Source organism: Rhodoferax sp. (assembly GCF_028714215.1).
Lineage (GTDB): Bacteria > Pseudomonadota > Gammaproteobacteria > Burkholderiales > Burkholderiaceae_C > Rhodoferax.
Window position 1 is genome coordinate 1 of sequence record NZ_JAQTMS010000031.1, and the last position, 25,875, is coordinate 25,875.

At 63.1% G+C, this 25,875-nt stretch carries 22 protein-coding genes; 8 read left to right on the forward strand and 14 right to left on the reverse strand.

Annotation, left to right across the window (positions count from 1 at the left end; genetic code table 11):
* The 5 genes from PHS32_RS14555 to PHS32_RS14575 all read left to right on the forward strand — a co-directional run.
* The coding region (locus PHS32_RS14555) for a TorF family putative porin (protein ID WP_301079747.1) at positions 1-516 on the forward strand (516 nt) is incomplete at its 5' end.
* 33 nt (positions 517-549) lie between these two features.
* A complete protein-coding gene (glnK, locus tag PHS32_RS14560; protein WP_301079749.1) occupies positions 550-888 on the forward strand; it encodes a P-II family nitrogen regulator in 339 nt (112 codons plus the stop codon).
* 22 nt (positions 889-910) lie between these two features.
* Positions 911-2,440: an ammonium transporter gene (amt, locus tag PHS32_RS14565; RefSeq protein WP_301079751.1), complete on the forward strand. Its 1,530-nt coding sequence runs from the start codon at positions 911-913 to the stop codon at positions 2,438-2,440.
* 144 nt (positions 2,441-2,584) lie between these two features.
* Positions 2,585-3,415, forward strand: coding sequence for an urease accessory protein UreD (locus PHS32_RS14570; protein WP_301079753.1), 831 nt, complete (start codon positions 2,585-2,587; stop codon positions 3,413-3,415).
* 29 nt (positions 3,416-3,444) lie between these two features.
* Positions 3,445-4,866, forward strand: coding sequence for a phospholipase D-like domain-containing protein (locus PHS32_RS14575; protein WP_301079755.1), 1,422 nt, complete (start codon positions 3,445-3,447; stop codon positions 4,864-4,866).
* On the opposite strand, the gene fumC is transcribed toward PHS32_RS14575, so the two are convergent.
* The 10 genes from fumC to urtA all read right to left on the reverse strand — a co-directional run bounded on the left by fumC (position 4,857) and on the right by urtA (position 18,847).
* The gene (gene fumC / locus PHS32_RS14580) at positions 4,857-6,266 is read right to left on the reverse strand and encodes a class II fumarate hydratase (RefSeq protein WP_301079756.1); all 1,410 of its coding nucleotides are present in this window, start codon (positions 6,264-6,266) and stop codon (positions 4,857-4,859) included. The genes PHS32_RS14575 and fumC overlap by 10 nt on opposite strands.
* A gap of 61 nt (positions 6,267-6,327) precedes the next feature.
* Positions 6,328-7,770: a dihydrolipoyl dehydrogenase gene (locus tag PHS32_RS14585; protein WP_301079798.1), complete on the reverse strand. Its 1,443-nt coding sequence runs from the start codon at positions 7,768-7,770 to the stop codon at positions 6,328-6,330.
* Between the two features lie 10 nt (positions 7,771-7,780).
* Positions 7,781-8,515: a glutathione peroxidase gene (locus PHS32_RS14590; protein ID WP_301079757.1), complete on the reverse strand. Its 735-nt coding sequence runs from the start codon at positions 8,513-8,515 to the stop codon at positions 7,781-7,783.
* Positions 8,516-8,685: 170 nt separating this feature from the next.
* Positions 8,686-11,517 carry an aconitate hydratase AcnA gene (acnA, locus tag PHS32_RS14595; RefSeq protein WP_301079758.1) on the reverse strand — a complete coding sequence of 944 codons (2,832 nt, stop codon included), beginning with the start codon at positions 11,515-11,517 and terminating at the stop codon, positions 8,686-8,688.
* 47 nt (positions 11,518-11,564) lie between these two features.
* Positions 11,565-12,095 (reverse strand): DUF1264 domain-containing protein, encoded by a 531-nt coding sequence (locus PHS32_RS14600; protein WP_301079759.1) that lies wholly within the window; start codon positions 12,093-12,095, stop codon positions 11,565-11,567.
* 174 nt (positions 12,096-12,269) lie between these two features.
* Positions 12,270-12,962, reverse strand: a complete 693-nt coding sequence (gene urtE / locus PHS32_RS14605; protein ID WP_301079760.1) for an urea ABC transporter ATP-binding subunit UrtE — start codon at positions 12,960-12,962, stop codon at positions 12,270-12,272.
* A gap of 669 nt (positions 12,963-13,631) precedes the next feature.
* Positions 13,632-14,507, reverse strand: coding sequence for an urea ABC transporter ATP-binding protein UrtD (gene urtD, locus PHS32_RS14610; protein ID WP_301079761.1), 876 nt, complete (start codon positions 14,505-14,507; stop codon positions 13,632-13,634).
* Positions 14,504-15,607, reverse strand: coding sequence for an urea ABC transporter permease subunit UrtC (urtC, locus tag PHS32_RS14615; RefSeq protein ID WP_301079762.1), 1,104 nt, complete (start codon positions 15,605-15,607; stop codon positions 14,504-14,506). Before urtC ends, urtD begins: the two co-directional genes overlap by 4 nt.
* A gap of 175 nt (positions 15,608-15,782) precedes the next feature.
* Positions 15,783-17,363 carry an urea ABC transporter permease subunit UrtB gene (urtB, locus tag PHS32_RS14620; protein ID WP_301079763.1) on the reverse strand — a complete coding sequence of 527 codons (1,581 nt, stop codon included), beginning with the start codon at positions 17,361-17,363 and terminating at the stop codon, positions 15,783-15,785.
* 224 nt (positions 17,364-17,587) lie between these two features.
* Positions 17,588-18,847, reverse strand: a complete 1,260-nt coding sequence (gene urtA / locus PHS32_RS14625) for an urea ABC transporter substrate-binding protein (RefSeq protein ID WP_301079764.1) — start codon at positions 18,845-18,847, stop codon at positions 17,588-17,590.
* 477 nt (positions 18,848-19,324) lie between these two features.
* Here urtA and PHS32_RS14630 point away from each other — a divergent pair, with 477 nt between their 5' ends.
* On the forward strand, positions 19,325-21,145 hold the full coding sequence (locus PHS32_RS14630) for a carboxypeptidase-like regulatory domain-containing protein (protein WP_301079765.1): 1,821 nt from the start codon (positions 19,325-19,327) through the stop codon (positions 21,143-21,145).
* Positions 21,146-21,291: 146 nt separating this feature from the next.
* Here the strand turns inward: PHS32_RS14630 and PHS32_RS14635 are convergent, their stop codons facing one another.
* On the reverse strand, positions 21,292-21,420 hold the full coding sequence (locus PHS32_RS14635) for a hypothetical protein (protein WP_301079766.1): 129 nt from the start codon (positions 21,418-21,420) through the stop codon (positions 21,292-21,294).
* A 43-nt stretch (positions 21,421-21,463) separates the two neighbouring features.
* On the opposite strand from PHS32_RS14635, the gene PHS32_RS14640 reads away from it, so the two are divergent.
* Positions 21,464-22,171, forward strand: a complete 708-nt coding sequence (locus tag PHS32_RS14640) for a VOC family protein (protein ID WP_301079767.1) — start codon at positions 21,464-21,466, stop codon at positions 22,169-22,171.
* Positions 22,172-22,252: 81 nt separating this feature from the next.
* On the opposite strand, the gene PHS32_RS14645 is transcribed toward PHS32_RS14640, so the two are convergent.
* Positions 22,253-23,407 (reverse strand): succinylglutamate desuccinylase/aspartoacylase family protein, encoded by a 1,155-nt coding sequence (locus PHS32_RS14645; RefSeq protein ID WP_301079768.1) that lies wholly within the window; start codon positions 23,405-23,407, stop codon positions 22,253-22,255.
* Between the two features lie 201 nt (positions 23,408-23,608).
* Between PHS32_RS14645 and PHS32_RS14650 the strand changes: the two genes are divergently transcribed.
* Complete coding sequence (locus PHS32_RS14650; protein WP_301079769.1) at positions 23,609-24,082, forward strand: glycine zipper 2TM domain-containing protein; 474 nt, start codon at positions 23,609-23,611, stop codon at positions 24,080-24,082.
* On the opposite strand, the gene PHS32_RS14655 is transcribed toward PHS32_RS14650, so the two are convergent.
* Both PHS32_RS14655 and PHS32_RS14660 read right to left on the reverse strand, forming a co-directional pair.
* On the reverse strand, positions 24,076-24,924 hold the full coding sequence (locus PHS32_RS14655) for an ABC transporter substrate-binding protein (protein ID WP_301079770.1): 849 nt from the start codon (positions 24,922-24,924) through the stop codon (positions 24,076-24,078). The genes PHS32_RS14650 and PHS32_RS14655 overlap by 7 nt on opposite strands.
* Before the next feature lie 55 nt (positions 24,925-24,979).
* Positions 24,980-25,795, reverse strand: coding sequence for a thioesterase family protein (locus tag PHS32_RS14660; RefSeq protein ID WP_301079771.1), 816 nt, complete (start codon positions 25,793-25,795; stop codon positions 24,980-24,982).
* Between the last annotated feature and the right edge of the window lie 80 nt (positions 25,796-25,875).

Here is a 25,875-nt window from a genome sequence, read left to right on the forward strand (position 1 = left end):
TGGATCAAGGATTACGCCGGCGCCACCGACGGCTCTGTGGAGCTTGATCTGTACGGCGGCTACAAGGGCGAAATCAGCAAGGATTTCACTTATGACCTGGGCCTCATCACCTACCAGTACCCCGGCAACACGGCCACCACCAACGCCAACACCACCGAGTTCTACGGTGCCCTGACCTACGGCCCGGTGACCGCCAAATACAGCCGCAGCGCCGGCAATTTCATTGCCAATCCGAACAGCTCGGGCAGCGCCTATTTCGAACTGGCGGCCACCTTCGATCTGGGCAACGGCTATTCGCTGACGCCGCATATCGGTCGCCAATCGATTCCCAATATCGCCAACAACGCCGGCGACTACACCGACTACGCGCTGACCCTGGCGAAAGACTTCGGCAATGGCCTGGCGGTCTCGGTGGCCGCCATGGGCACCAATGCCGACAAGCCGTTCTACACCGACAGCAAGGGCAAGTTCCTGGGTGACAGCGTCGTCACCGTCGGCCTCAAATACAGCTTCTGATTTCGCCCCGTCGTCAATCCATTAGGAGAACGCATGAAACTCGTAACTGCCATCATCAAACCCTTCAAGCTCGACGAGGTGCGCGAAGCGCTCTCGGCGATCGGCGTGCAGGGCATCACCGTCACCGAAGTGAAAGGCTTTGGCCGTCAAAAAGGCCACACCGAGCTGTACCGGGGCGCCGAGTACGTGGTCGACTTTTTACCCAAGGTCAAGATCGAGGCGGCCATCGTCGACGAGCTGGTCGACCGCGTCATCGAGGCCATCGAGAGCGCGGCCCGCACCGGCAAGATCGGTGACGGCAAGGTTTTTGTCTACAACCTCGAGCAAGTCGTACGCATCCGCACCGGCGAGACCGGCAAGGAAGCGCTCTAACCCCGATCAGGAGAACACCGACATGAAAAAATTACTTCTTTCCCTGGCCCTGGGCTTGAGCCTGCTGGCTGGCGGCAGCATCGCGCTGGCACAGACGCCGGCGGCACCTTCCGCCGCCGCCTCGGAGGCCGCCAAGCCGGCTGAAGCGGCTGCTTCCGCGGCACCGGCCGCGGTCACCGCGGCCGCTCCGGCAGCCGCCGCTTCCGCCGCCGCGGCGCCAGCTCCGGTGCCCAACAAGGGCGACGTGGCCTGGATGATCGTGGCCACCGCCTTCGTCATCATGATGTCGATCCCCGGTCTGGCCCTGTTCTACGGCGGCCTGGTGCGCAGCAAGAACATGCTGTCGATCCTGATGCAGGTGTTCGTCACCTTCTCGATGATCGTGGTGCTGTGGTGCCTGTACGGCTACAGCCTGGCTTTCACCGAGGGCAACCAGTTCATCGGCGGTTTCGATCGGCTCTTCATGAAAGGCTTGTTCGATCCGATGAAGGGAGAGTTCGCCAATGCCGCCACCTTCAGCAAGGGCGTGGTGATTCCGGAACTGCTGTTCATGGCGTTCCAGGCCACTTTTGCCGCCATCACCTGCTGCCTGATCATCGGCGCCTTCGCCGAGCGCATCAAGTTCTCGTCCATGCTGTTGTTCATGGCGCTGTGGTTCACCTTCAGCTACACGCCGATCGCGCACATGGTGTGGTTCTGGATGGGTCCCGATGCCTACACCAGCAAAGGCGTGGTTGACGCCATGAACGCCAAGGCCGGCATGATCTGGCAGTGGGGCGCGCTGGACTTTGCCGGAGGTACCGTGGTCCACATCAACGCCGCCGTGGCCGGCCTGGTCGGTGCCTTCGTGCTGGGCAAGCGCACCGGCTATGCCAAGGAATCGATGGCCCCACACAGCCTGACACTGACCATGGTCGGCGCCTCCCTGCTGTGGGTCGGCTGGTTCGGCTTCAACGCCGGCTCGGCCCTGGAAGCCAACGGCACCGCCGTGCTGGCCTTCATGAACACCTTCTCGGCCACGGCGGCCGCAGTGCTGGCCTGGTGCCTCGGTGAAGCGCTGATGCGCGGCAAGGCTTCCATGCTGGGTGCTGCCTCCGGCGCCGTGGCGGGTCTGGTGGCCATCACCCCGGCTTGCGGCAACGTCGGCCTGATGGGCGCCATCGTGATCGGCTTCGTCGCTGGCTTCGCCTGCCTGTGGGGCGTCAATGGCCTGAAGAAAATGCTGGGCGCCGACGACTCGCTGGACGTCTTCGGCGTGCACGGTGTCGGCGGTATCGTCGGCGCCCTGCTGACCGGCGTCTTCAACAGCCAGGCACTGGGTGGCCCCGGCCTGGTCGGCGACTGGGTCACGGCTGCGGTGTCGTCGGTGCCGGTGGCGGACCAGGTCTGGATCCAGCTCAAGGCGGTGCTGACCACCGTCGTCTGGTCGGGCGTGGTCTCCTTTGTTGCCTACAAGCTGGTCGACCTGACCCTCGGTCTGCGCGTCAGCGAAGAAGACGAACGCGAAGGTCTGGACATCACCTCGCACGGCGAAACCGCTTACAGCCGCTAAGCCGGCCATCTGCCGCGCGGCCCGGGCCGGCGCGGCAGATCGATAGCAACCATATTTCTCTAAGGGTTTGTCCACCAGAGCGCATGCTCTGGTGGACTTTTTTTTATGTGCCCTCCCTGGCAGACACACCGGTAAACTGCGGCAATGTCCTGGCACGCCCAACTTCAACTCGACTACCGTCTGGAGGCCGCCCGCACGGTGGCCCGGCACAGTCACAGCGGACCTTTGCGCATTCTGCAAAGCCTGTACCCTGAGGGCGATGCGGTGTGCCACAACGTACTGGTGCATCCGCCCGGCGGGCTGGTCGGCGGCGACACACTCGATCTGCGGATCAACGGCGCCGGCGCCGCCCACGGTCTGATCACCACGCCGGGCGCAACCCGTTTTTACCGCTCCAATGGCGAGCTGGCGGTGCAGCACACCCACATCACCCTGGCAGACCAGGCGCGTCTTGAATGGCTGCCGCTGGAAGCCCTTTGCTACAACCAGTGCCTGGCCGAAAACCAGCTGACGCTGGCGTTGAGCCCAGAGGCCGAGTTCATCGGCTGGGACGTCACCGCGCTGGGACTGCCGCACGCCGGCCAGCCGTTCGAGAGCGGGAGCTTTCTGCAACACATCGAGCTGCCCGGGGTCTGGTTGGAGCGCGGTCGCATCGCGGCCGAGGACCTGCGCCTGATGAACAGCCCACTGGGATTGGCCGGGCAACGCTGCCTGGCCTCCATTTTCTTTGTCACCGGCAGTGGTCTGGCGCGAGAACGTCGCCAAGGATCTCTGGAGGTGGCGCGTGAGGTGATTGCGGCGCACCCGCTGCGTCATCTGGCCGGCGCCAGCAGCCCCGATGCCCAGGTCGTCGTGGTCAGGTTGCTGGCCCCTCTGGTGGAGCCGGCCATGGACTTGCTGCGCCGGCTCTGGGCCGCCTGGCGCCAGCACTTCTGGGGACTGCCAGCACCGAGTCCGCGCATCTGGTCGACCTGAAACAGCCCGGCTCACTGAACGGCCCTCACATGACCCTGCTGAACCACTTGTCGGCTTTTCACTGGGTAAGTCTGCACAGCCTGGTGGTGTTAGTGGGCTTGACTTTTTACAGCGTCGCCTCGCACGCGCGCAAGCAGCGGCGCCATCCGTCCGCCGCCATTGCCTGGGTTATCTCGCTGCTGTTGCTGCCCTACCTGGCGCTGCCGCTGTACCTGATGCTGGGCAATAGAAAGATCGTCGGCTACCGCCAAGGTTTGGCAGCCCCGACGGCACTGCGCGCGGCCGGCGAGCTGCCCGCACCGGCCAGCCGAAGCCGGCAACTTGCCGCCGCCATCGGGCTGCCGGACAGCGTCACCGTCGAGCAGCTGGCGATCCACCAGGATGGCCAGGACGCGCTTGATTCCTTGCGGCAGATCATCATGGGCGCCAGCCGGACGCTCGATCTGTGCACTTTCATTTTGGGACGTGATGGGGTTGGCGATGAAATCGCCCAGCTTCTGATGCAGCGTGCCCGCGCCGGAGTGCGGGTTCGCCTGCTGCTCGATGGCATTGGCTTCTACCTGGGTGGCCGGCCGGATTTGAAACGCCTTGCTTCCGCCGGTGTGCAGGTGGCCTTGTTTGTCTCGCCGCTGCGTTCGGCCTTGCGCGGCCGCACCAACCTGCGCAACCACCGCAAGATGGTAATCGCCGACGGCCAGTGGCTGTGGTGCGGCGGGCGCAACCTGGCCGCCGAGTACTTTGCAGGTGAGCCGCGGCGCTTGCGCAGCAAGCCGGCCTGGATCGATCTGAGCTTCGCCTTGCGCGGCGCCGTGGCAGCGCAGGCGCAACAGAGATTCGATCAGGACTGGATTTTCGCAACCCAGGGAACGCTGGCCGGCGTGACCCGACCCGGCGCCGGCAGCGCTGCTGCCCCGGACTCGGGCGCGCGGCTGGTGGCCAGTGGTCCGGACCAGACCGACGACACCATTTACACGCTGCTGGTTTCAGGCTGCTTCCAGGCGCAAAACCGGATTCTGGCGGTCACCCCCTATTTCGTGCCGGACTCGACGCTGTTGATGGCGCTCACGCTGGCGGCGCGGCGCGGGGTCGCCGTCGACCTGCTGCTGCCGCGCCAGTCGAACCACAGGCTGGCCGACCTGGCCCGTCATGCCGCGCTGCGCGAGTTGGCCGGCGCCGGCGGTCGGATCTGGCTGGCGCCCCATATGATTCACGCCAAGGCGGTGCTGTTCGACAATGACCTGGCCCTGGTTGGATCGGCCAACCTCGATGAGCGCAGCCTGTTGGTCAACTTCGAGTTGATGGTGGCGTTCTACGAAGCATCGGTGGTGAGCGGTTTTGCCCAGTGGATAGAGGCGCAACAAAAGAGCGCCACGCGCTACCGGCCGCGCAAACCCGGACTGGCGCGCGAGTTGCTCGAAGGCGTGGTGCGCCTGGTGGCTTTTCAGCTCTGAGCCGTGCTGTCGCTAGGCCCCAGCATCTGGCGGGGGTCGACCCAGGCGTCGAACTGCTGGGCCGTCACGACGCCCAGCGCCAAGGCCGCTTGGCGCAACGTCAGGCCCTGCTGCTGGGCGTGCTTGGCCAGCTGCGCGGCCTGGTCGTAGCCAATGTGCGGCGTCAGTGCGGTGACCAGCATCAGTGAACTCTGTAGCAACTCCTGCACGCGCGCCGTGTTGACCGCCAGAGCGTCCACACAGTGCCGGGTAAAACTGCGCATGGCGTCCGCCAGCAGGCGCAGGCTGTCGAGCGTGTCCAGCGCGATCAGCGGCTTGTAGACGTTCAACTCGAACTGCCCCTGGCTGGCGGCGAAGCCAATCGCCGCGTCATGGCCCATGACCTGGGCGCAAACCATGGTCAAGGCCTCGATCTGGGTCGGATTCACCTTGCCCGGCATGATGGAACTGCCGGGCTCGTTTTGCGGCAGCAGGAGTTCGCCCAAACCGGCGCGCGGCCCACTGCCCATCAGCCGGATGTCATTGCCGATCTTGGTCAAGGCGATGGCCAGCATCCGCAGGCTGGCATGCAAGGCCACCAGGGCTTCATGGCCGGCCATGGCGGCAAACAGGTTGTCCGCTTGTACCAAGGGCAGTTCCAGTTGGCCGGCCAGCAGGGCCGCCACCCGGGCACCGAATTGCGGGTGCGTGTTCAGGCCGGTGCCGACCGCCGTGCCGCCGATGGCCAAGGCGTGCACGGCTTGCAGGGCGTGCTCGATACTCTGCTGACACAGCGCCAACTGCGCTTCATAGCCACCAAACTCCTGGCCCAGCGTCAGCGGCGTGGCGTCCTGCAAATGAGTGCGCCCGATCTTGATGATGCCGGCAAACGCCAATGCCTTGGCCGCCAGCGCGCCGCGCAAATCGCGCAGGCCAGGCAACAGACCACGCCTGGCCTGGTCGGCCACGGCGATGTGCATGGCGCTTGGGAAAACGTCGTTGGAAGACTGCCCCAAATTCACATCGTCGTTGGGGTGAATCCGGCGCGGCGTAGCGCTGTCGCTGTGCAGCGCGCGCGCGGCCAGCCGGGCCACCACTTCGTTGACGTTCATGTTGCTCTGCGTGCCCGATCCGGTTTGCCATACCGAGAGCGGAAACTCTGCGTCGAACTCGCCCATCGCCACGCGCTGCGCCGCTTGCGCGATGGCTTGCGCCTTGTCGGCGTCGAGCAGACCCAGATCCTGGTTGACCCGCGCGGCCGCCCATTTAAGCCAGGCCAGCGCGTGGATCACCGGCAGCGGCATGCGCTGCTCGCCGATGGCGAAGAAGTGCAGGCTGCGCGCGGTCTGAGCGCCCCACAAGGCGCTGCTGGGCACCTCGATCGGGCCAAAACTGTCGGACTCGGTGCGCGTGTCGGTCATGCCAGTGTGCCTGCTGAGTGGTCTTGATCGGAAGACTTCGGGCTTTTGTGTCTGACAGGCCCTAGGCACCTGGCCCGCAATCCATGCAACGCTCGATCACAGCCGAGCCGATGTGCAGATTATGGTTGAGGTCCCGCAGTGCGGTGCGCAAGCCTTCTTCAATCACCGGATGGTAGAAGGGCATTTCCAGCATGCCAGACACCGTCATGCGTTGTTGCCCCGCCCAGGCCAGCAGATGGCCGATGTGTTCGGCCGCCGGGCCGAACATTTCGGCGCCCAGGAACAAGCCGCTGCCCAGCTCGGCATAGACTTTCAGCAGTCCCTGGTTGCGCAGCATGACCCGGCTGCGTCCCTGATCCTCGAATGACACCAGGCCCACCGCGAAGCGATCCTTGAACTGCTGGTTTAGCTGCTCCAGCTTGAATCCGACCGAGGCCACCTGAGGATCGGTAAAGACCAGCGCCAGGGGCCAGCGGCGCAAGCCGGAGCGCAGATCCGGATAACGGCCCGCGTTGTCGCCGGCGATGCGGCCCTGATCGGCCGCTTCGTGCAACAGGGGAGACTCGTTGCTGGCATCGCCGGCAATGAAGATCGAGCTGGTGCCGCACTGCTGGGTGAAGCGGTCAAACAAGGGAACGCCGCGCTCATTCAAAGCCAGCCCGGTGTTTTGCAAGGCCAGCTCTTTGACATCCGGCGCGCGACCGGTCGCCGCCAGCACATAGTCGAATTGCTCGGTTCGCCAGACGCCGTCGCGGTGCCGGTAATTGACCTCGACCCCGCTGGTGGATTCAATGACGGACTTCACCTGCGCCGAGGCATCCAGATAGAACTCCTGGTTGAAAACCTGGTTGGCGTAGTCGCGAATCGCCGGGTCATGAATGCCGGCAATACCGCCGCCCACGCCAAACATCTTCACGTCAACGCCCAACCGGCTCAGAGCCTGCCCCAGTTCAAGACCCAGCACGCCTGGACCGAACACCGCCAGGCGCTTCGGCAAGTCAGGCAGCTCGAACACGCTCTCATTGGTCAACAAGCGCCTGCGCAGTTCTTTCAACAGCGGCGGCACGACCGGAACGCTGCCGCTGGCGATCACGATGCGCTTGGCGTGGACCCGCTGGCCCAGTTCCGTCAGCAAGGTGTTGGCATCCTGAAATGTGACTTTGGCCACCAGGCGGTCGGTTGCCGCAATGGCCTCAACCGTCTCCAGCACGAAGCCGACAAAACGGTCCCGTTCGCGCCGCACCCGAGACAGCACTGCCGCTCCGTCAATCGCCAGGTCTTTGACATGGACCCCGAAACGATCGGCATGGCGCGCCTGATGCGCGACTTCCGCCGCGGCGATCAGCAACTTGCTGGGCATGCAACCGACCCGGGCGCAGGTGGTGCCGTAGTGGCCGCCTTCGATCAGCAGGACCGAATCGGTATGCGCCCGGGCCGCCCGGTAGGCACCCATGCCGGCGGTACCGGCGCCAATGATGGCGACATCGACATGGAACGGGCTCATGGGCAGGAACTCACTTCGCCAGCCAGTTGGCCAGGTCGTCGGCACCGCCGATGTGCTGGCCATCGATATACACCTGCGGCGTGGTGCCGCGCCCGCTCACCGCTTGCAGCGAGCTGTAACTGATGCCGTGGCTGCCCAGTTCGATCTCTTCAAAGCGATAGCCCTTGTCGCTCAGCATCTTGCGGGCACGCGCGCAGTGCGGGCAGCCGGGTTTGCTGAACAAGGTGACGCGCGGCGGGGCACTGGCCTTGGGGTTGATGTAGTTCAGCATGGTATCGGCGTCCGACACCTTGAACGGATCGCCCGGCTCTTGCGGCTCGATGAACATTTTTTCAATCACGCCATCCTTCACCAGCATCGAGTAGCGCCAGCTGCGCTGGCCCAGGCCGATGTCCGATTTGTCCACCAGCAAGCCCATGCCTTCGGTGAATTTACCGTTGCCGTCGGGCAGGAAGTAGATGCCTTCGGCGTGCTGCTCTTCTTTCCAGGTTTCCATCACAAAGGGGTCGTTGACCGACAGGCAGATCACGCTGTCGACGCCATTGGCCTTGAAGACGCCGGAGAGCTCGTTGAAACGTGGCAGGTGGGTGCTGGAGCAGGTCGGTGTGAAGGCGCCCGGCAGCGCGAACAGCACCACCGTCTTGCCCTTGAACAAGCTGTCGCTGTCGACTTTCTGCCATTCACCGTGGGCCCGGATCGGGAATGTGACGTTGGGAACTTTTTGGCCTTCTCTGGATTTCAGCATGGGTTTTCTCGGGTAGGTGGATCGGTTGTCAAGCTTGGCAAGATACGCACCCAGGCCGGAAGGGTCTGTGCGCCAGCGAACCAATCTCTGACCTTGTCCGCCATGCGGCGGGAACTCTGCGGCGACCGGGAAAAGGCCGACGATCTGAAGTCAAAGCTTCAGAAGTCCCGCTAGGTCGCGCTGTCGTTCAGCAGCGTACGCAAGACGTAGGGCAGGATGCCGCCGTGGTGCAGGTAGTCCACTTCGATCGGCGTGTCGACCCGTAACTTGAGTGTCACCTGCTGCCGCGACCCGTCGCGCCGACGCACCGACAGCATGACGTCCTGACGCGGCCGCAGTTGGCCTTGCAGGCCGAGGATGTGGAATTCCTCGTCGCCAACGATGCCCAGGGATTCGATCCCGTCCTGCTCCTGGAACTGCAATGGCAGCACGCCCATGCCGACCAGGTTGGAGCGGTGAATGCGCTCGAAGCTCTTCGCCACAACCGCGCGAACCCCCAGCAGACGCGTTCCCTTGGCGGCCCAGTCGCGGCTGGAACCGGTGCCATATTCCTGACCCGCAAACACCAGCGTTGGCGTGCCGCCGGCCTGGTACTGCATGGCAGCGTCGTAGATCGACATGGCCTGGCCGCCGGGCTGGAAGCGGGTGACCCCGCCCTCCAGCCGCGAGCCGTCGTCGTTGGCCGGGAACATCAGGTTACGGATGCGCACGTTGGCGAAGGTGCCGCGCAGCATCACCTGGTGATTGCCGCGGCGCGAACCGTAGCTATTGAAGTCGGGCACGGCAACGCCCTGGGCCAGCAGGTACTGGGCGGCTGGCGAACCGGGCATGATGGCGCCGGCGGGACTGATGTGGTCGGTCGTGACGGAGTCACCGAAGATCGCCAGTGCCCGGGCGGCAAGTATGTCGGCCAGGCCGACCGGCTTGAGCGCAAAGTCGTCAAAGAACGGGGGTTCGGCAATGTAGGTCGAGGGCGCCCAGCCATAGATCTGGCTGCGTTCGGTCGCAATCTCGTTCCACAGCGGATTGCCGTGAACGAAATCACGGTACAGCGCACGATAGGACTGCGCATCGGTGGCCAGTGCCAGCGCCTGCGCGATCTCCTGGCCGCTGGGCCAAATGTCTTTCAGCATGACGGATTGCCCGTCGCGGCCACGGCCCAGCGGCGTGCTTGTCAAGTCGATGTCGATGCGCCCGGCCAGGGCAAACGCGACCACCAGCGGTGGGCTCATCAGAAAGTTGGCTTTCAGCGCAGGATGAATGCGCGCCTCGAAGTTGCGGTTTCCCGACAGCACGGCGGCACACACCAGATCGTGCGCGACAACGGCCGCTTCCAGCGCTCCGGCGAGCGGCCCGGCGTTGCCGATGCAAGTGGTGCAACCGTAGGCGACGACGCCAAAGCCAAGCGCTTGCAGGTCAGTCAGCAGTCCGGCCTTGGCGAGGTAATCCGTCACCACGCACGAACCCGGTGCCAGCGAGGTCTTGACCCGTGGCCCGACCGACAGCCCGAGTGCCACCGCCTTGCGCGCCAACAGACCCGCCGCCAGCATGACGCCCGGGTTGGAGGTGTTGGTGCAGGAAGTGATGGCGGCGATCAGCACGTCGCCGTGGCCAATGTCCTGCGTGTCCGGCACATCCACCTGCGCCGGCACGGCGCCGGCACGATCATGGTCCGCCATCTCGGCCTCGTTGCGGTTGACGCTGGTTGCGGCACCCGGAGCGGCGGCTGCGGCATGCGGCGCCGATGTGGTCAGAGGGTAGCGCCGCGCCAGTTCCTGCGGCGTGCGGCCATAGCCGTTCTGCGCCACCGGTCCGCAGAACAGCTGGGTAAAGGTCTGCTCCAACTGGTCCAGGTTGATGCGGTCCTGCGGCCGCTTGGGACCGGCCACGCACGCCTGAACCGTGGCCAGATCGAACTCGATCACCGTGCTGTAGTCGATGTCACCGGAGCGCGGCATGCCGAACAACCCCTGCGCCTTGAAATAGGACTGGAAAGCATCGATTTCGTCTTTGCTGCGGCCGGTGGCAGCCAGATAGTTGACAGTCTGCGCGTCGACCGGGAAGAAGCCCATCGTGGCGCCATATTCGGGCGCCATATTGGAAATCGTTGCCCGATCCGGGACGCTCAGCGTTGCCGCGCCCTCGCCGAAGAACTCGACGAACTTGCCCACCACCTGGGCCCGGCGCAGGCGCTCGGTGACGTGCAGCACCAGGTCGGTCGCCGTCGCACCCTCTGGCAGGCGGCCTTGCAGGTGCACACCGACGACGTCCGGCGTCAGCAGGTACAAGGGCTGCCCCAGCATGCCGGCTTCCGCCTCAATGCCGCCGACCCCCCAGCCGACCACGCCCAGGGCGTTGATCATGGTGGTGTGCGAGTCGGTCCCGACCAGCGTGTCCGGGTAGCTGACACCGTCTTTCTGAACTACGCCGCGGGCCAGGTATTCGAGGTTCACCTGATGCACGATGCCGATGCCCGGAGGCACCACGCGCAAGGTATCGAAAGCCTGCATCCCCCACTTGATGAAGCGGTAGCGCTCGGCGTTGCGCCGGAATTCCAGACGCATGTTCAGGTCCAGCGCGTTGGCGACCCGGTAGTGATCGACCTGCACCGAATGGTCGACCACCAGATCGACCGGGACCAGCGGTTCAATCACTTTCGGGTCCCGGCCAAAGCGCTGCGCCACGCTGCGCATGGCGGCCAGATCACACAACAAGGGCACGCCGGTGAAGTCCTGTAGCACGATGCGCGCGACGACGAAGGGAATTTCGGCAGTGCGCGGCGCCGTCGGCAGCCAGCCGGCGAGCTGACGCACATGTTCTTGCGTAACCCGGTGCCCATCGCAGTTGCGCAGCAGCGATTCAAGCACGATGCGAATCGACACCGGCAGACGCGAGACCCGGCCCAGCCCGGCCGCCTCCAGCGCGGCCAGCGCATAGAAACGCGATTGCGTTCCACTGGCCAGTTGGAATTCCCGCACTGCACAGAACGGATCGTGGGTCATGGTGATCTCCGCATTTCAAATCTCCGGCCATCCGCGCCCGCCAGTTCTCACCGCGGGATTTCGAGCTTCTCCATACGCTTGTGGCTGATGGCCGTCGGGAAGGTCACATCGCCGTTGGGTACTTTGGCGCCCTGCGGCCACAGGTGAAAAATAATGCCGTCGGTTTTGGCCGCGGCCGCAGCAATCTCCTTCGCCTTCTGGCGCGGGAGATCGAGCACTTGCACGTTTCCGGTGGCAATTTCCGCAGTGTGGTCATGGTAGTACTTGTTCCATTGCTCCAACGTCACGTTGCTGCGCACCAGCTTCTTGTCGATAAAGTACTCGATCTCGACCAGTTCGGCATTGGGATCGGTCGACGTAAAAATCAGGCACTGCATGACTTCGGGCTTGATCGCCTTGCAATAGTGGTGATAGGGGCCATGCACGCTGCCGTCTTCGTGTCTATGCGGTGCGACGATGTGAATATCGTAACCATCGGCCGGGCTCTTTGCTTTCTCCTGGGCCAGCAAAGGGTCATTCGCCACCATGATGGCGCCCAGCGTTCCCAGGAGGCGAAGCGTTTTCACGGTGGAGTTCATGGAACTGGTCCTCTTTTTGCGTCGCGCTGGGTGAAGAATGGGTAGTCAAAATTCGGCATGTCAGCAAATCGGTTGCTGGCGACCGATTGTTGAAATTGCCGGGAAACCGGTCTGTGCGTTGACCCACACTCGGTACCAGCCAGCGCAGGCCGGTGCGACGCTGGCGCAGCGGTTCTAAATCGCGACCAGTTGTCGCACGCCGTCGGCTTCCATGTCCGCGCCCTTGCCACGCGCCAGCACGGCGCCGCGCTCCATCACCAGGTAGTCGTCGGCCAGATCGCGCGCAAAGTCGTAGTACTGCTCGACCAGCACGATGGCCATGTCGCCGCGACCGGCCAGCAGGCGGATGACGCGGCCGATGTCCTTGATGATGCTGGGCTGAATGCCTTCCGTCGGTTCGTCCAGCAGCAGCAGTTTGGGGCCGGCCGCCAGCGCCCTGGCGATCGCCAGTTGCTGCTGCTGCCCCCCCGACAGATCGCCACCGCGACGCTGCCGCATCTGTTTCAGCACCGGGAACAACTCGAACAGCTCGGGTGGTATCGGGGTGTTGGCACTTTTATAGGCCAGCCCCATGCGCAGGTTTTCTTCCACCGTGAGGCGTGCGAAGATTTCGCGCCCCTGCGGCACAAAGCCGATGCCGGCGCGCGAGCGCTCATAGGGCGTGGCGTTGTGAATCGGTTTGCCGTCGAACTCGATGCTGCCGGTCTTGATGGCCACCAGACCCATCAGGCTTTTTAGCAGCGTGGTCTTGCCGACACCGTTGCGGCCCAGGATCACGCTGACCCGGCCCGGCGTGGCCTGCAGGCTGACGTCGCGCAGGATGTGGGAACCACCGTAGTACTGGTTGATGTTGGTGACGGTCAGCATTCGGTTGGTCCTCCCCGGACGGGGCCGGGTGTTGCCGCGGCAGGTGGACTACATCCACCACTTACTTTCTTCATCGACTTTTGCTTCACATGCAAGCCGGGTCTCGCCCCGGCGGGCGACTCACTTTCTTTTGCTTCGCCAAATGAAAGTAAGCAAAGAAAAGGCGAGCCGAATTCGTCGCCCGGCACTGCGTGCCGGTACGCTGCGTTGCTCGGTCTGGTCGGGGTCTCGCTCGAACTCGGCTTCGCCTCAAACAATCGCGAGCCCTGATCCGCCCAGCCCTGCGCTACTCGCCGACGCATCACGGCGGTGGGAACCAAACCCCTCGCCCGGCAAAGCCGGGCATCGGAATTGCGGTGCAATGTGGCGCGCAGCGCCACGAGCGTCGTTCCCCAAGCCCCTTCTGTATGCGCCGAGGAGCGCAGCTGCAGGTGGATCAGGGCCCGCGATTGTTTGAGCGTAGCGAGTTCGAGCGGGACCCCACCTGCAGCGAGCACCGCAGGTTGCCCGCAGCTTTGCTGCGGGACGCAGACAGCGGGGTCGCCTTCTCTTTGCTTACTTTCTCTTGGCGAAGCAAGAGAAAGTGAGTCGCCCGCCGGGGCGAGACCCGGCAAGCCGCGCGCAGCCGGGCGCACATCCCGGCCCCCCGTCCTGGGCGAGGACAAAGAGTTAGCGTCCAAGATACACCTCAATCACTCTCTCGTCCGCCTGCACCTGCGCCAAGGTGCCTTGCGCCAGCACCGAGCCCTCGCACAGCACGGTGACGATGTCCGAGATGGTGTTGATGAAGCTCATGTCGTGCTCCACCACCATCAGCGAGTGCTTGCCCTTGAGCGACAGGAACAGCTCTGCGGTGCGTTCGGTTTCTTCGTCGGTCATGCCGGCTACCGGCTCATCGAGCAGCAACAGTTTGGGGTCTTGCATCAAGAGCATGCCGATCTCCAGCCACTGCTTTTGTCCGTGGCTCAAATTGCCGGCCAGGCGGGAGATGCTGCGGGCCAGGTGAATGGTGTGCAGCACCTCCAGCAGGCGGTCGCTCTGGGCTGAATCGAGCCGGAAGAAGAGGGAGGCCGTGACTGCCTTGTCGGTCTTCAGGGCCAGTTCCAGGTTCTCGAACACGGTGAGATGCTCGAACACGGTGGGCTTCTGGAACTTGCGGCCTATGCCCAGTTGCGCAATTTCCGGCTCGCTGTAACGCAGCAGGTTGATGGTGCTGCCAAAAAAAACCGTGCCTTCGTCCGGTCGGGTCTTGCCGGTGATGATGTCCATCAGCGTGGTCTTGCCGGCGCCGTTGGGTCCGATGACGCAGCGCAGCTCGCCCGGTGCAATGTCCAGCGAGAGCTTGTTGATGGCCTTGAAGCCGTCGAAGCTGACGCTGACGTCCTCCAGGTAGAGGATGCGGCCATGCGTCACATCCACTTCACCCGGCGTCGCGATGCGCGCGAAGCCGGCCGCGCGGCCACCGGATTCGGTATGGCCTTGCTGCTTCTTTTGCGCCAGCGCTTCGATGCGGCGAGCGCCTTGCTCCATCAGATCTGGCGTCATGGTTTTTGTCTCCGCAACTTCTTCACCAGGCCAACCACGCCGTCAGGCAGAAACAGCGTCACGCCAATGAACAGCGCGCCCAGGACGTACAGCCAGAACTCGGGGTAGGCCACCGTCAACCAACTCTTGGCGCCGTTGACGATGAAGGCGCCGATGATAGGCCCTATCAGCGTGGCGCGGCCACCGACGGCGGCCCAGATCGCAATCTCTATCGAGTTGGCCGGACTCATCTCGCTCGGGTTGATGATGCCCACTTGCGGCACATACAGGGCGCCGGCCACGCCGCACATCATGGCCGAGATGGTCCAGATGGTGAGCTTGTAGCCAACGGGCGAGTAGCCACTGAACATGACGCGCGTCTCGGCGTCGCGCACCGCCTGCAAGACCCGGCCGAATTTGCTGCTGATCAGCCAGCGCGCCAGCAGAAAAAAGCCCAGCAGCGTCACGCCGGTCAGCACAAACAGTGTCATGCGCATGTGGGGCGTGGCAATCGGGATGTTCAGAATGCGCTTGAAATCGGTGAAGCCGTTGTTGCCGCCAAAGCCGGTCTCGTTGCGGAAGAACAGCAGCATGGTCGCAAAAGTCATGGCCTGCGTGATGATGGAAAAGTAGACGCCCTTGATGCGTGAACGGAAGGCAAAGTAGCCGAACACAAAGGCCACCAGACCCGGCACCGCCAGCACCAGCAACAGGGTGGCGGCAAAGCTGTCGCTGAAGCTCCAGTGCCAGGGCAGCGTCTTCCAGTCCAGAAACACCATGAAGTCGGGTAGCTGGCTTTTATAGTTGCCGTCCGTGCCGATCTGGCGCATCAGGTACATGCCCATGGCGTAGCCACCCAGCGCAAAAAACACACCGTGCCCCAGGCTCAGAATGCCCGTGTAACCCCAGATCAAGTCCATCGCCAGCGCGCAGATGGCGTAGCACATGATCTTGCCCACCAACGCCACCGCGTAGTCGCTGAGGTGGAACAGGCTGTCTTTCGGCAGCGCGAGGTTCAGCACCGGTGCCACGGCGCAGACCAGCAGCAAGGCGAGGATGAAGGCAGTCCAGCCAGAGCGAGAGAGCAGCGGCCTGACTGCTTGAATTCTGACTTTTAGCATGAGGTTACCAACCGTTCCCAGATACCGTGCGACACAGCCCCACGGTTGTCATTGCGGACTTGATCCGCAATCCACGCGCCTGCTCCGATGCCACACGATGGATCCCGGATCGAGTCCGGGATGACAGATGAAAAATTGCGGCCTGTCCCTCCCCTGAAAATTCCACCTGCGTCATTCATGCTTCGGCACTCCGGCCCCGCATCGCAAAAATGCCCTGCGGACGTTTTTGAATGAAGACGATGATGAACACCAGCACCGCGATCTTGGCCAGCACGGCGCCGGCCCAGCCCTCCAAAAACTTGTTCAGCACGCCCAACCCCATGGCGGCATAGACGGTGCCTGCCAACTGGCCGACGCCGCCCAGCACCACTACCATGAACGAGTCCACGATATAGCCCTGCCCCAGGTCCGGCCCGACGTTGCCGACCTGGCTTAGCGCGCAACCGGCCAGCCCGGCAATGCCGGAACCGAGCGCAAACGCGTAGGTGTCGATGCGGGCCGTGTTGACGCCCATGCACGCGGCAATGGGCCGGTTTTGCGTGACGCCGCGCACGAACAGACCCAGGCGGGTCCGGCCGATCAGCCACGCCACCGCCGCCAACACGAACACGGCAAAACCGACGATCACCAGCCGGTTGTAGGGCAGCGACAGATTGCCCAGCACCTGCACGCCACCGCTCATCCAGGACGGGTTCTCGACGCCCACGTTTTGCGCGCCGAACAGGGTGCGCACCAGCTGCATCAGCATCAGGCTGATGCCCCAGGTGGCCAGCAAGGTTTCCAGCGGGCGGCCGTACAGAAAGCGGATCACGCCGCGCTCCAGCGCCGCGCCCATCAACGCCGAGGCCATGAAGGCCACCGGCACGGCGGCCAGCAGATACCAGTCAAAAGCCGCCGGCAGGTATTTCTGGAACAGGCCCTGCACCACGTAGGTGGCGTAGGCGCCGATCATCATCAGCTCGCCGTGCGCCATGTTGATGACACCCATCAAGCCGTAGGTGATGGCCAGGCCCAGCGCCACCAGCAGCAGGATGCTGCCCAGGCTGATGCCGCTGAAGATGGCGCCCAAGCGGTCGCCCCAGGCCAGCGCGGCCTCCACCTGGCGCAGCGTGTTTTGCAGCGCGGACTTGACGTCCGGCTCGGTCTCTTTGCTTAGTTGCACCAGCAGCACGGTCTTGGTGTTGGCCTGCGTGCTGCTACCCAGCAGTTTGGCGGCTTCCAGACGTTTGGTTTTGTCAGAACTGTTCAGCAAGGCGGCGGCGCGCACGAGGCCCAGTTGCTCCTTGATCTGCGCGTTTTGCTCGACAGCAAAAGCTTTCTCGATCAGCGGCAGCTTGCTTTCATCGGCATCGCTCTGCAATTGCTTGATGGCGGCACTGCGGGTCTTCTCATCCTTGGAAAACAGCTTGAGCGCGGCCAGCGCGGAATCGAGCTCTCCGCGCATGCGGTTGTTGTTGATCACGTCTTCGGCGGTGTCCGGCATGGCCGCCTCGGCGCCGCTCACCGGGTCAAAACCCTTGCCGTCCTTGACGACAAACACCTTGTCACCCGCTACTTTGACGGCGTCATCGGACAGCGCCTGCAAAAAGGCCGCGGTCTTGTCGTCCGCCGTGGCAACGGCCTGGCTCAAGGCCTCGACGCGGGCGTCGGATTCACCGATTGCGATGGCTTTGGCCTGGTCCGCCGTCAGGGCATGGCCGTGAGAAGCGATGAAAAATGTCGCGAATACTGTCAATCGGATCAATCGTCTATGCATTGACAGAGTCTCTGAATGGGATAGGTTGTTTGCACGAAAACCCGGAATGACACCCCACGGCTGCCATTCCGGTCTCTCTGGTTGTCATTGCGGCCCGTCACTGTCGTCCCGGTCTCCCAGGCTGTCATCCCGGACCTGATCCGGGATCCATGGATTGCGGGTCAAGCCCGCAATGACAACATCTGAAAGTCCCGCGATAACAGTCAAGGGCGCAACTTGATTTCCTACTTCTTCACCGGTTCGTCAGGCTTGGAAGCATTGCCTTCGATGTAGGGCGACCAGGGCTTGGCCTTCACCGGGCCGGGGGTCTTCCAGACTACGTTGAACTGGCCGTCGGCCTTGACTTCGCCGATGAACACCGACTTGTGCAGGTGGTGGTTTTTCTCGTCCATCTTGCTGACGATGCCGCTGGGCGCCTTGAAGGTCTGTCCCGCCATGGCGGCGATGACCTTGTCGACATCGGTCGACTTGGCTTTCTCGACCGCCTGCTTCCACATATTGATGCCGATGTAAGTGGCTTCCATCGGGTCGTTGGTCAAAGGCTTGTCGGCGCCGGGCAGGTTCTTGGCCTTGGCGTAGGCGGTCCACTTCTTGATGAACTCGGTGTTGGTCGGGTTCTTGATCGACATGAAGTAGTTCCAGGCGGCCAGGTGGCCCACCAGCGGTTTCGTGTCGACGCCGCGCAGCTCTTCCTCACCCACGCTGAAGGCGACGACCGGCACGTCCTTGGCCTTCAAGCCGGCGTTGCCCAGTTCCTTGTAGAACGGCACGTTGGAGTCGCCGTTGATGGTCGACACCACGGCGGTCTTGCCACCGGCCGAGAACTTCTTGATGTCGGCGACGATGGTCTGGTAATCGGAGTGGCCAAACGGCGTGTACTTCTCGTCGATGTCGGTCTCTTTCACACCCTTGGATTTGAGGTAGGCGCGCAAAATCTTGTTGGTGGTGCGGGGGTACACGTAGTCGGTGCCCAGCAGCACCCAGCGCTTGGCGCCGCCGCCTTCCTTGCTCATCAAATAGTCGACCGCGGGGATGGCTTGCTGGTTCGGCGCGGCACCGGTGTAGAACACGTTCTTGGACAGCTCTTCACCCTCGTATTGCACCGGGTAGAACAGCAGGCCGTTCATTTCCTCCAGCACCGGCAGCGCCGATTTGCGCGACACCGAGGTCCAGCAGCCGAAGATGACCGCGACCTTGTCCTGTCCCAGCAACTGCTTGGTTTTTTCGGCAAACAAAGGCCAGTTGGAAGCCGGGTCAACCACCACGGGTTCCAGCTTCTTGCCCAGCACGCCGCCCTTGGCGTTGATCTCGTCGATGGCCATCAGCACGGTGTCTTTCAACACGGTTTCCGAGATGGCCATGGTGCCCGACAGGCTGTGCAAGACGCCGACCTTGATGGTGTCGGCGGCATGGGCTGGCAGGGCAGAGAGGCCCGCCAGGGCGACGGCGGCGGTAAGCGCCTTGAGAGTAAAACGACGTTGCATTGAGTGCTTCTCCGGTAGTGAATAAGGAAACCATTTCGCTACGCCGTGCCTATTTGTTTGAGACAGGTATTTGCGCAGCGACGGGGTGACTTTAGGGAAGCACAGGGGATCGGGAAATACGCCGAGTGGCGTATGGAGAGGTTTTTGTGAGGCTGGCAACCCAAGGTACAGCACGACTCGACAGGACCATGGCGGGCTTCGTGATTTCCCGTTTCCCCGGCGATCCCGGAAGCATCGTCGGCCGCGCTGCCCAGGGGGAACCCTGTGCTGTCCAACAGCGCCGGTAAATCAACGATGCCTTGGTCCGTCGCATTTGCAACCGGTTCGACCTTTTACCCGGAATTGCGGTTCACGCGCAACGCCATTGATAGTTATCAATCGCCAACTTCATTTATCGGTATTTGATGCACGGGTGCAGGCGACCTGGCCTGCATCGTCCTCTGTATGTGCTGGCCTTTTAGGCGAAAGGGAATAATCATGAAGATTGTCAGAGTCCTCATCGCAATGCTTTTCGGCATTGCACTTGCCGCCTGTGGTGGCGGCGGGAGTTCTACCCCCGATAGCTACGGAATTACAGGCACTGTCACAACCTCCGGTGCGGCCATGGCAGGGGCGACCATCACCCTGACGGGTGGCGCCAGCACCACCTCCGATGCGAGCGGAAATTACAGTTTCACAGGCATCGCGAACGGCAGCTATGCGGTCACAGCGGCCAAGACCGGGTACACGTTCAGTCCGAGTGGCCTGACCGCCATCGTGAACGGTGCCAATGTGACCGGGATGAATTTCACGGCCACTGCCCTTGGAACAAGCCACGCCATCTCCGGCACGGTCACTGGCGACACCCTGTCGGGCGTGACGGTCACAGTGACCGGCGCGGCGACAGCCAGCGCCACCACGGACGCGAGCGGGAACTACAGCGTCACGGGTCTATACGATGGAAGCTATACCGTGACGCCGTCCAAGACCGGTTATACATTCAACCCCGCCAGCTCGGCCGTAACCGTCAGCGGAGCCAATATCGCTGGCAAGAATTTTGTGGCGACAGCCAATGCTGCGTCGACTTACAGCATCACCGGCGCGGTAAGTGGGAGCGTGCTGTCGGGTGTGGCCATCACCTTGAGCGGTGCCGGTTCCGCGACTGCCACCACCAACGTCAGCGGCAATTACACCTTCTCGGGCCTTGTGAACGGCAACTATACGGTGACACCCTCCATGTCCGGTTACACCTTCAGCCCGACCAGCGCCACGGCCAACGTCAGCGGAGCAAATATTTCAGGCACGAATTTTGTCGCCACAGCGAGCCCGGCCGCCTTTAGCCAATCCGACCTTACCGGAACCTGGCGCATCAATATGCTCAGGACTGGCAGCATGGACGGTTGGGTGCGTGCTACCGGAACACTCGATTCCTCCGGTCTGATGACTGTTTCTTCGTTCCTTGAAAGCACCGGAAACAGCACGCCGCCGGCCGCCGGTTCCATGCAGTGGACCATCAGTGGCAGCGGCGTCATAGCTGAATCTGGTGTCAACGCCGGAAGCCAGGTTCATATGACGATGACATCCAGCAAGAATTTCGTTGCCGGTACCGGATCTGACGGCAGCAGCCAGTTGCGGGTTGTCCAGAAAGTGGTGCCGGGGACTGTCTATAGCAGCGCTGACTTGCAGAACAAGTCATTCGTCTTCCATCAGTTGAGCGTTGGCTCGCAGTACAAATGGTCGTATGGGGCAGGGACCATTGATGCGGCCGGAGCAATCACCATAAGCAGTGAGACCGATCCATCCGGGCCTGTAACGCCAGCAGGGGCGCAGGGAACCATTTCAGTGGCCAGCGATGGGCTTGTCACCATGAGCTCGGGAATGGCCAGCTACGCTGGATTCATGTCCGACGACAAGAAGACGATCGTGGGCACCTACACCAACGACAATGGCGGCGGCAATGTTCAGTATCGGTTGATGATTGTCCAGATTACCGGGCAGACTTACACGGCCGGCCCCCTGCCTGCGGAATCGTCAGTTGCGCATATGCTGGCCGGGGGGGTCGCGCCCGCGCCGTTCTGGGTTCATGACACCATCACGATAGCCAGCGGCGGCGTCTTGACCTTTAGTGACTGGGTCTCCAGCAATCCCGTGGTTACTGCGCCCGGCACAGCGTACACCGGATCGATCAGTGCGACGGGGGTAGTATCCATCGCCGGAAATGCTTCCTACCATGGGCAGGCGTCGCACGACGGGAAATTCACCGTCGGTACCCAGACGATCACCAGTGGCGCTTATTCGCTCCAGGTGAACACGAAGTAAAAAGAATGCGGGGCCCATAAGCGGCCCGCGGGCAACGGCCATTGACGCTGCACCAGGGCCGACCCGAACCGCAAGATCGGTTCGGGTCGGCCTGGGCACGCCACGGAGCACCTGCCCCAGTTGAAAGGCGCTGGTCGCATTCCGACCTATTCCTTTTTCCCCTCCAGCACCTGACCGTTCTGTCTCAAGGTGGCACTGAGCACAGTCCCGTCGGCATTGCGATTGAACTGGACCACGGCACCGACCGCCTTGATTTCAATTACCTTCCCACACATAGCGAGGTGCGGCGATGGTGCTGATGGATGTTATCGTCAGACCATGAGAACTCAAATCGATCACCTGGTCGTCGTGGCACAGACTCTGGAGCTTGGCGTGCAGTGGTGCGAGGCCACCTTGGGCATTACGCCCGGCCCCGGCGGTGACCACGCGCTGTACGGCACCCACAACCGCTTGTTCAAGATCGCCACGCCGGCCAACCCGCTGGCCTATTTTGAAATCATCGCCATCAACCGAGAAGCCAAAAGGCCCGCCAATGCGCCGTCCAGGCGGTGGTTTGACATGGACGATGCGGCGCTGCAAGCGGCCGTCGCCAGCGAGCCGCGCTTTGTGCATTTTGTAGCCAACACCAGCGACATTCAGGCCGCTCGCGCCGCATTGAAAGCGCAAGGCATTGATCGCGGGCCAGCGGTGCAAGCCAGCCGTCATTCGCGCAAAGGCTTGCTGCAGTGGCAGATCACGGTGCGCGACGATGGCCAGCGCCTGTTCGACGGTGCTCTTCCAAGCCTGATTCAATGGGGCAAACCGGATGAAGCCGAACCGCTGCGCCTGCACCCCAGAAACAGCTTGCCGCGATCAGGCGTTAGCTTGCAGGGCATTGCCGTCACGCATCCGGTGGCCGCCAAGTTGCAAGCGGCTTACGAGGCCATCGGCCTCACGGGCATCAAGGTTGAGACCGGCCCGGCCAACATCACCGCGACCCTGCACACGCCAAGAGGTGTGGTCACGCTTCAAAGCCACGGTATTTAGCGTTTGCGTAGCGGCAACGCATGCGCGTCAAGGCGCGCAGGTCTGCACCACCTTCAAACACGCGCAGGCTCAACTGCTCCGTCAATCGTCCAGGCCGGACATGCCCAGTCGGTGCGGCAGGGGCTGGGCGCCGGCGATGCGGTACATCACCTGGCCCGGCCAGGACAAATAGCCGTCCAGCCGGCAGGAAAACAAGACCCCGTTGGTCTGGCTCTGGTAGCTGGTGCGCGCCTTGGGGCCGTGCGGATTGGCGGGGTCGATGACGTCGCAAATGACCTGCCCCTTTTTGACCTGGGCGCCGGGTTTCACATGGAAGACCAGAAAGCCGGTGCCCTGGCTGTAGCCCACATCCATGCCGCTCATGGGCATGGCCGGCGACAGCAGGCGTGGCAGCGGTTGTGCGCGGCCCTTGATGACGCCGCGCCGCACCAGCCAGCGGTACAGGTTGTTGGCGTCGCTGCGGCCCAGCGCGTCGCTGACGTCGAACTGGCTGCGCATCTCCACCGTGACCGACATGCAGGCTTGCGGTAGGGCGGCTTGGGTAAAGCGCTCGCGCAAGCGGCCCCACAAGGACGCATGCACACCGGAGAAGGTCAGGCTCTTGGCATAAGGCTGATTGCACAGGCTGGCCTGGGCGCCCAGGTCGGCGGCCAGTTCCCGAATGGCGCCGTTGGGCCAGTCGCATTCCGAGGTGAACAGGTGCAAGGCCGCGTGGATGTCGCAGTGCAAATCCAGCACGTAGTCGGCATCGACGCTCAGCTTCATGATTTCGACGCGCAGCGTCTGCAATTCATTGACCGGCTTCATCTCGGCCAGCAGCTCGCGCGCCGCCTTGCGAACGCGCTTGACGTTGGCCTCGGCGTCGGCGCCCAGTCGTTGGCCGACGCGCTCGGCGACGGCGTCGCTCAAGTCCAGCCAGTTGCGGTTGAAGTTCTCGTAGCTCAGCAGGTTGTAGCGACCGGCATGCGCATTGCCGACCAGTTGCGACTGGCCAATCGGGTTGACCGTCGGCACGACGATGATTTCGCCCTGGATCAGGCCTTTGCGTTCGGCCGCCAGCAACTGCGGCATCAGGTGGTGCAAGGCCATGGTGCCGGGCATTTCATTGGCGTGGATGGCCGCTTGCAGATAGACCTTGGGGCGGGCACCGGCTTTGCCGAAGCGCAGCCAGCGGATCTGCTTGTGTGAGCCCGGCGTCATGCTGGGCAAATCGATGTGGTTGATTTTGGCGGGCATTGGTTTCTCCGGTCGGGGATGTTGCCGGTCAGTCTAACGCAAGGCTTTTCATACCCCGGCGAGCAGGGCGATCGCCCCCCGCTCTTCAGCGTCGTCGTTACCTGTCTTTACAAACGAAACAGTCTGAGTACAGCCCATTGCCTGGTTCGAACGTTTAATTCGCAGGCGCGCCAATTGGTGTATTACTTGAAGGAATTCTTTATGAGCATGACCCAAACTTCCAACCGTATCCATCCCTTGCTGGCCACCGCCGCGGTATCCGTCACGCTGGTCAGCCTGGTGGGCATTGCCGCCATTACCGGCGTGCTGCCGAGTTCGCACGGTTCCCCCGCGGACGGTGCACAACAGACCGGCGCTGTTGCCTCGCTGCCGGCGGCGTCGGCTGCTACAAGCAAAAACAGTGGCAGTGAAACCATGCCGCGAGAACCGGCAACGCATACCTACACAGCTGCTGCCGCCAAGCCGGCCCGGCAACAGGCCTCGGCGCCGGCCCATCCGCAGGCGGCTGCAGCGCCGGTTGCGCAAAACAGCCCCATCGGAATCGGTGTCGGCGCGGTGGTCGGCGGCCTGCTGGGCAATCAGATGGGTGGCGGCAACGGCAAAGCCCTGGCCACCATTGCCGGCGCCGTGGGCGGTGGCTACCTGGGCAACGAAATCGCCAAGAAGAATCAGTAGCCGGCTGCCACACGCTGCGGGGTTTCGCCCTGCCGGCGACCCCAATCCATGATGATGCGATGCAACTGGTTCACGCCGTCGGTCAGGGCGGCCGGGCCGGGTTGCAGGATGTCGGCGGATTTGATTTCAAACAACTGCCGGTTTTGCACCGCGTTGATTTTGTCCCAGCCCGGTCGTGCCGCCACTTTTTCGGGCCGGAATTTCTTGCCGCACCAGGAGCCGATGATGATGTCGGGATTGCGTCGCACGATCTCCGCCGGGTCGGCAATGATCCGGTTCTTGCCCAAGGATTGAATTGCCAATTCCGGAAAGCAGTCATCGCCGCCGGCCATTCCGATCAGTTCGGAGACCCAGCGAATGGCGCTGATGGGCGGCTCGTCCCATTCCTCAAAGTAGATTTTCGGACGGCGTGCCAGGCCACTGGCGGCGTCGGCTAGCGCCACCAGTTGGCGCTGCATGTCTTGAATCCTTTCAAGACCCAGCCGCTCCTGCCCCAGCATGGCCGCCACCTGGTACAGCATGGAAAAAATCTCGTCCACGCTGCGCTGGTTGAACACCGTGACCTGAACGCCATGGCGAATCAGCGCCGCGGCAATGTCGGCCTGCAGATCGGAAAAACCAAAAACACAGTCGGGATGCAAGGCCAGAATCTTGTCGATGTTGGCGCTGGTGAAAGCGCTGACCCGCGGTTTTTCGTCCCGCGCACGGCGCGGCCGCACCGTGTAACCCGAAATGCCGACGATGCGGTGTTGCTGCCCCAGCAGGTACAGCCACTCGGTGGTCTCTTCGGTCAGGCAGACGATGCGCTGCGGTCCTGGCGCGAGCGCAAAACGTTCGGTCATTGAGCCGGTCACCGGCAGCTCCATGGCGAATGAGGGTCCACCGTTCAAGACCGGTTCAGCCGCGGCGGCTGACCGACAGGCTTTGCATGGCCCGGCCGACCAGGCCATGAACGTCATAGAGCGCCGATTCGGCCAGCCCGCCGCCGCTGGGGCCGAGGTGGGTGCGGGCATCCAGGCAGATCCATTCACCCCGGGGCTTGCGCAGCAGATGGAGGGTCAGGTCCGAATTGACAAAACTGTAGCGCTCAAAGTCCAGAATCGCGCTGATCCCGTTGCCCGAATCGGCAGCCACGGCAACGCGCTGGTAGTCGCTTGGCGACTCGTCATCCAGCAGCGGGTGGCGCAGGCGGAACCAGACCGCGCAGGGGCCGTCGAACATGCGGCCGCGCGCCAGCCGGGTCTCGACCAGGTCGGCGTAACCGGTGTGCTTGCCGGCAAATGGGAATACGCAGCTTTCCGATTCCAGCGGACCTTGGGGCGCCAGCGGCAACGGATGGCCCGGCAAGCCGTCCGGAATGGGTACATCGTTCTCGCGCTGGGCCAGCGCGGTGAAGCGCGCAACTTCTTTTCCCGCGGCCATCAGCCGCGCCGAAAAATGACCGGCGTTGCGTCCAGCGTAGTCGGTGGCGACCTCGATCGCGACCTCGCCAATGGGCACCGGACGCAGCAGGTTGGCGGTCAACCGCGCGATGTGGGTCAAGCCATGCTTGGCCGCGGCCTGCTCGACGGCGCGGCATACCAGGGCGATCGGCGGGCCGGCGTGCTGGTGCTCCGGATGCCAGGGGCCGCGCGTCAGCACGCTGGCGCGGTAGGCGCCGCTGCCCAGCCATTGGTAGGCGCTGGCGGGTAGGGCGTCGCCGCGGCTGGTCAAGCCAGGCTCCGGTCAAAAGAAGCGACAGCGGCGCTGGTGGGCAGGTGCATAGGGATGTTTTCCAATTTCTGTTTCCATGG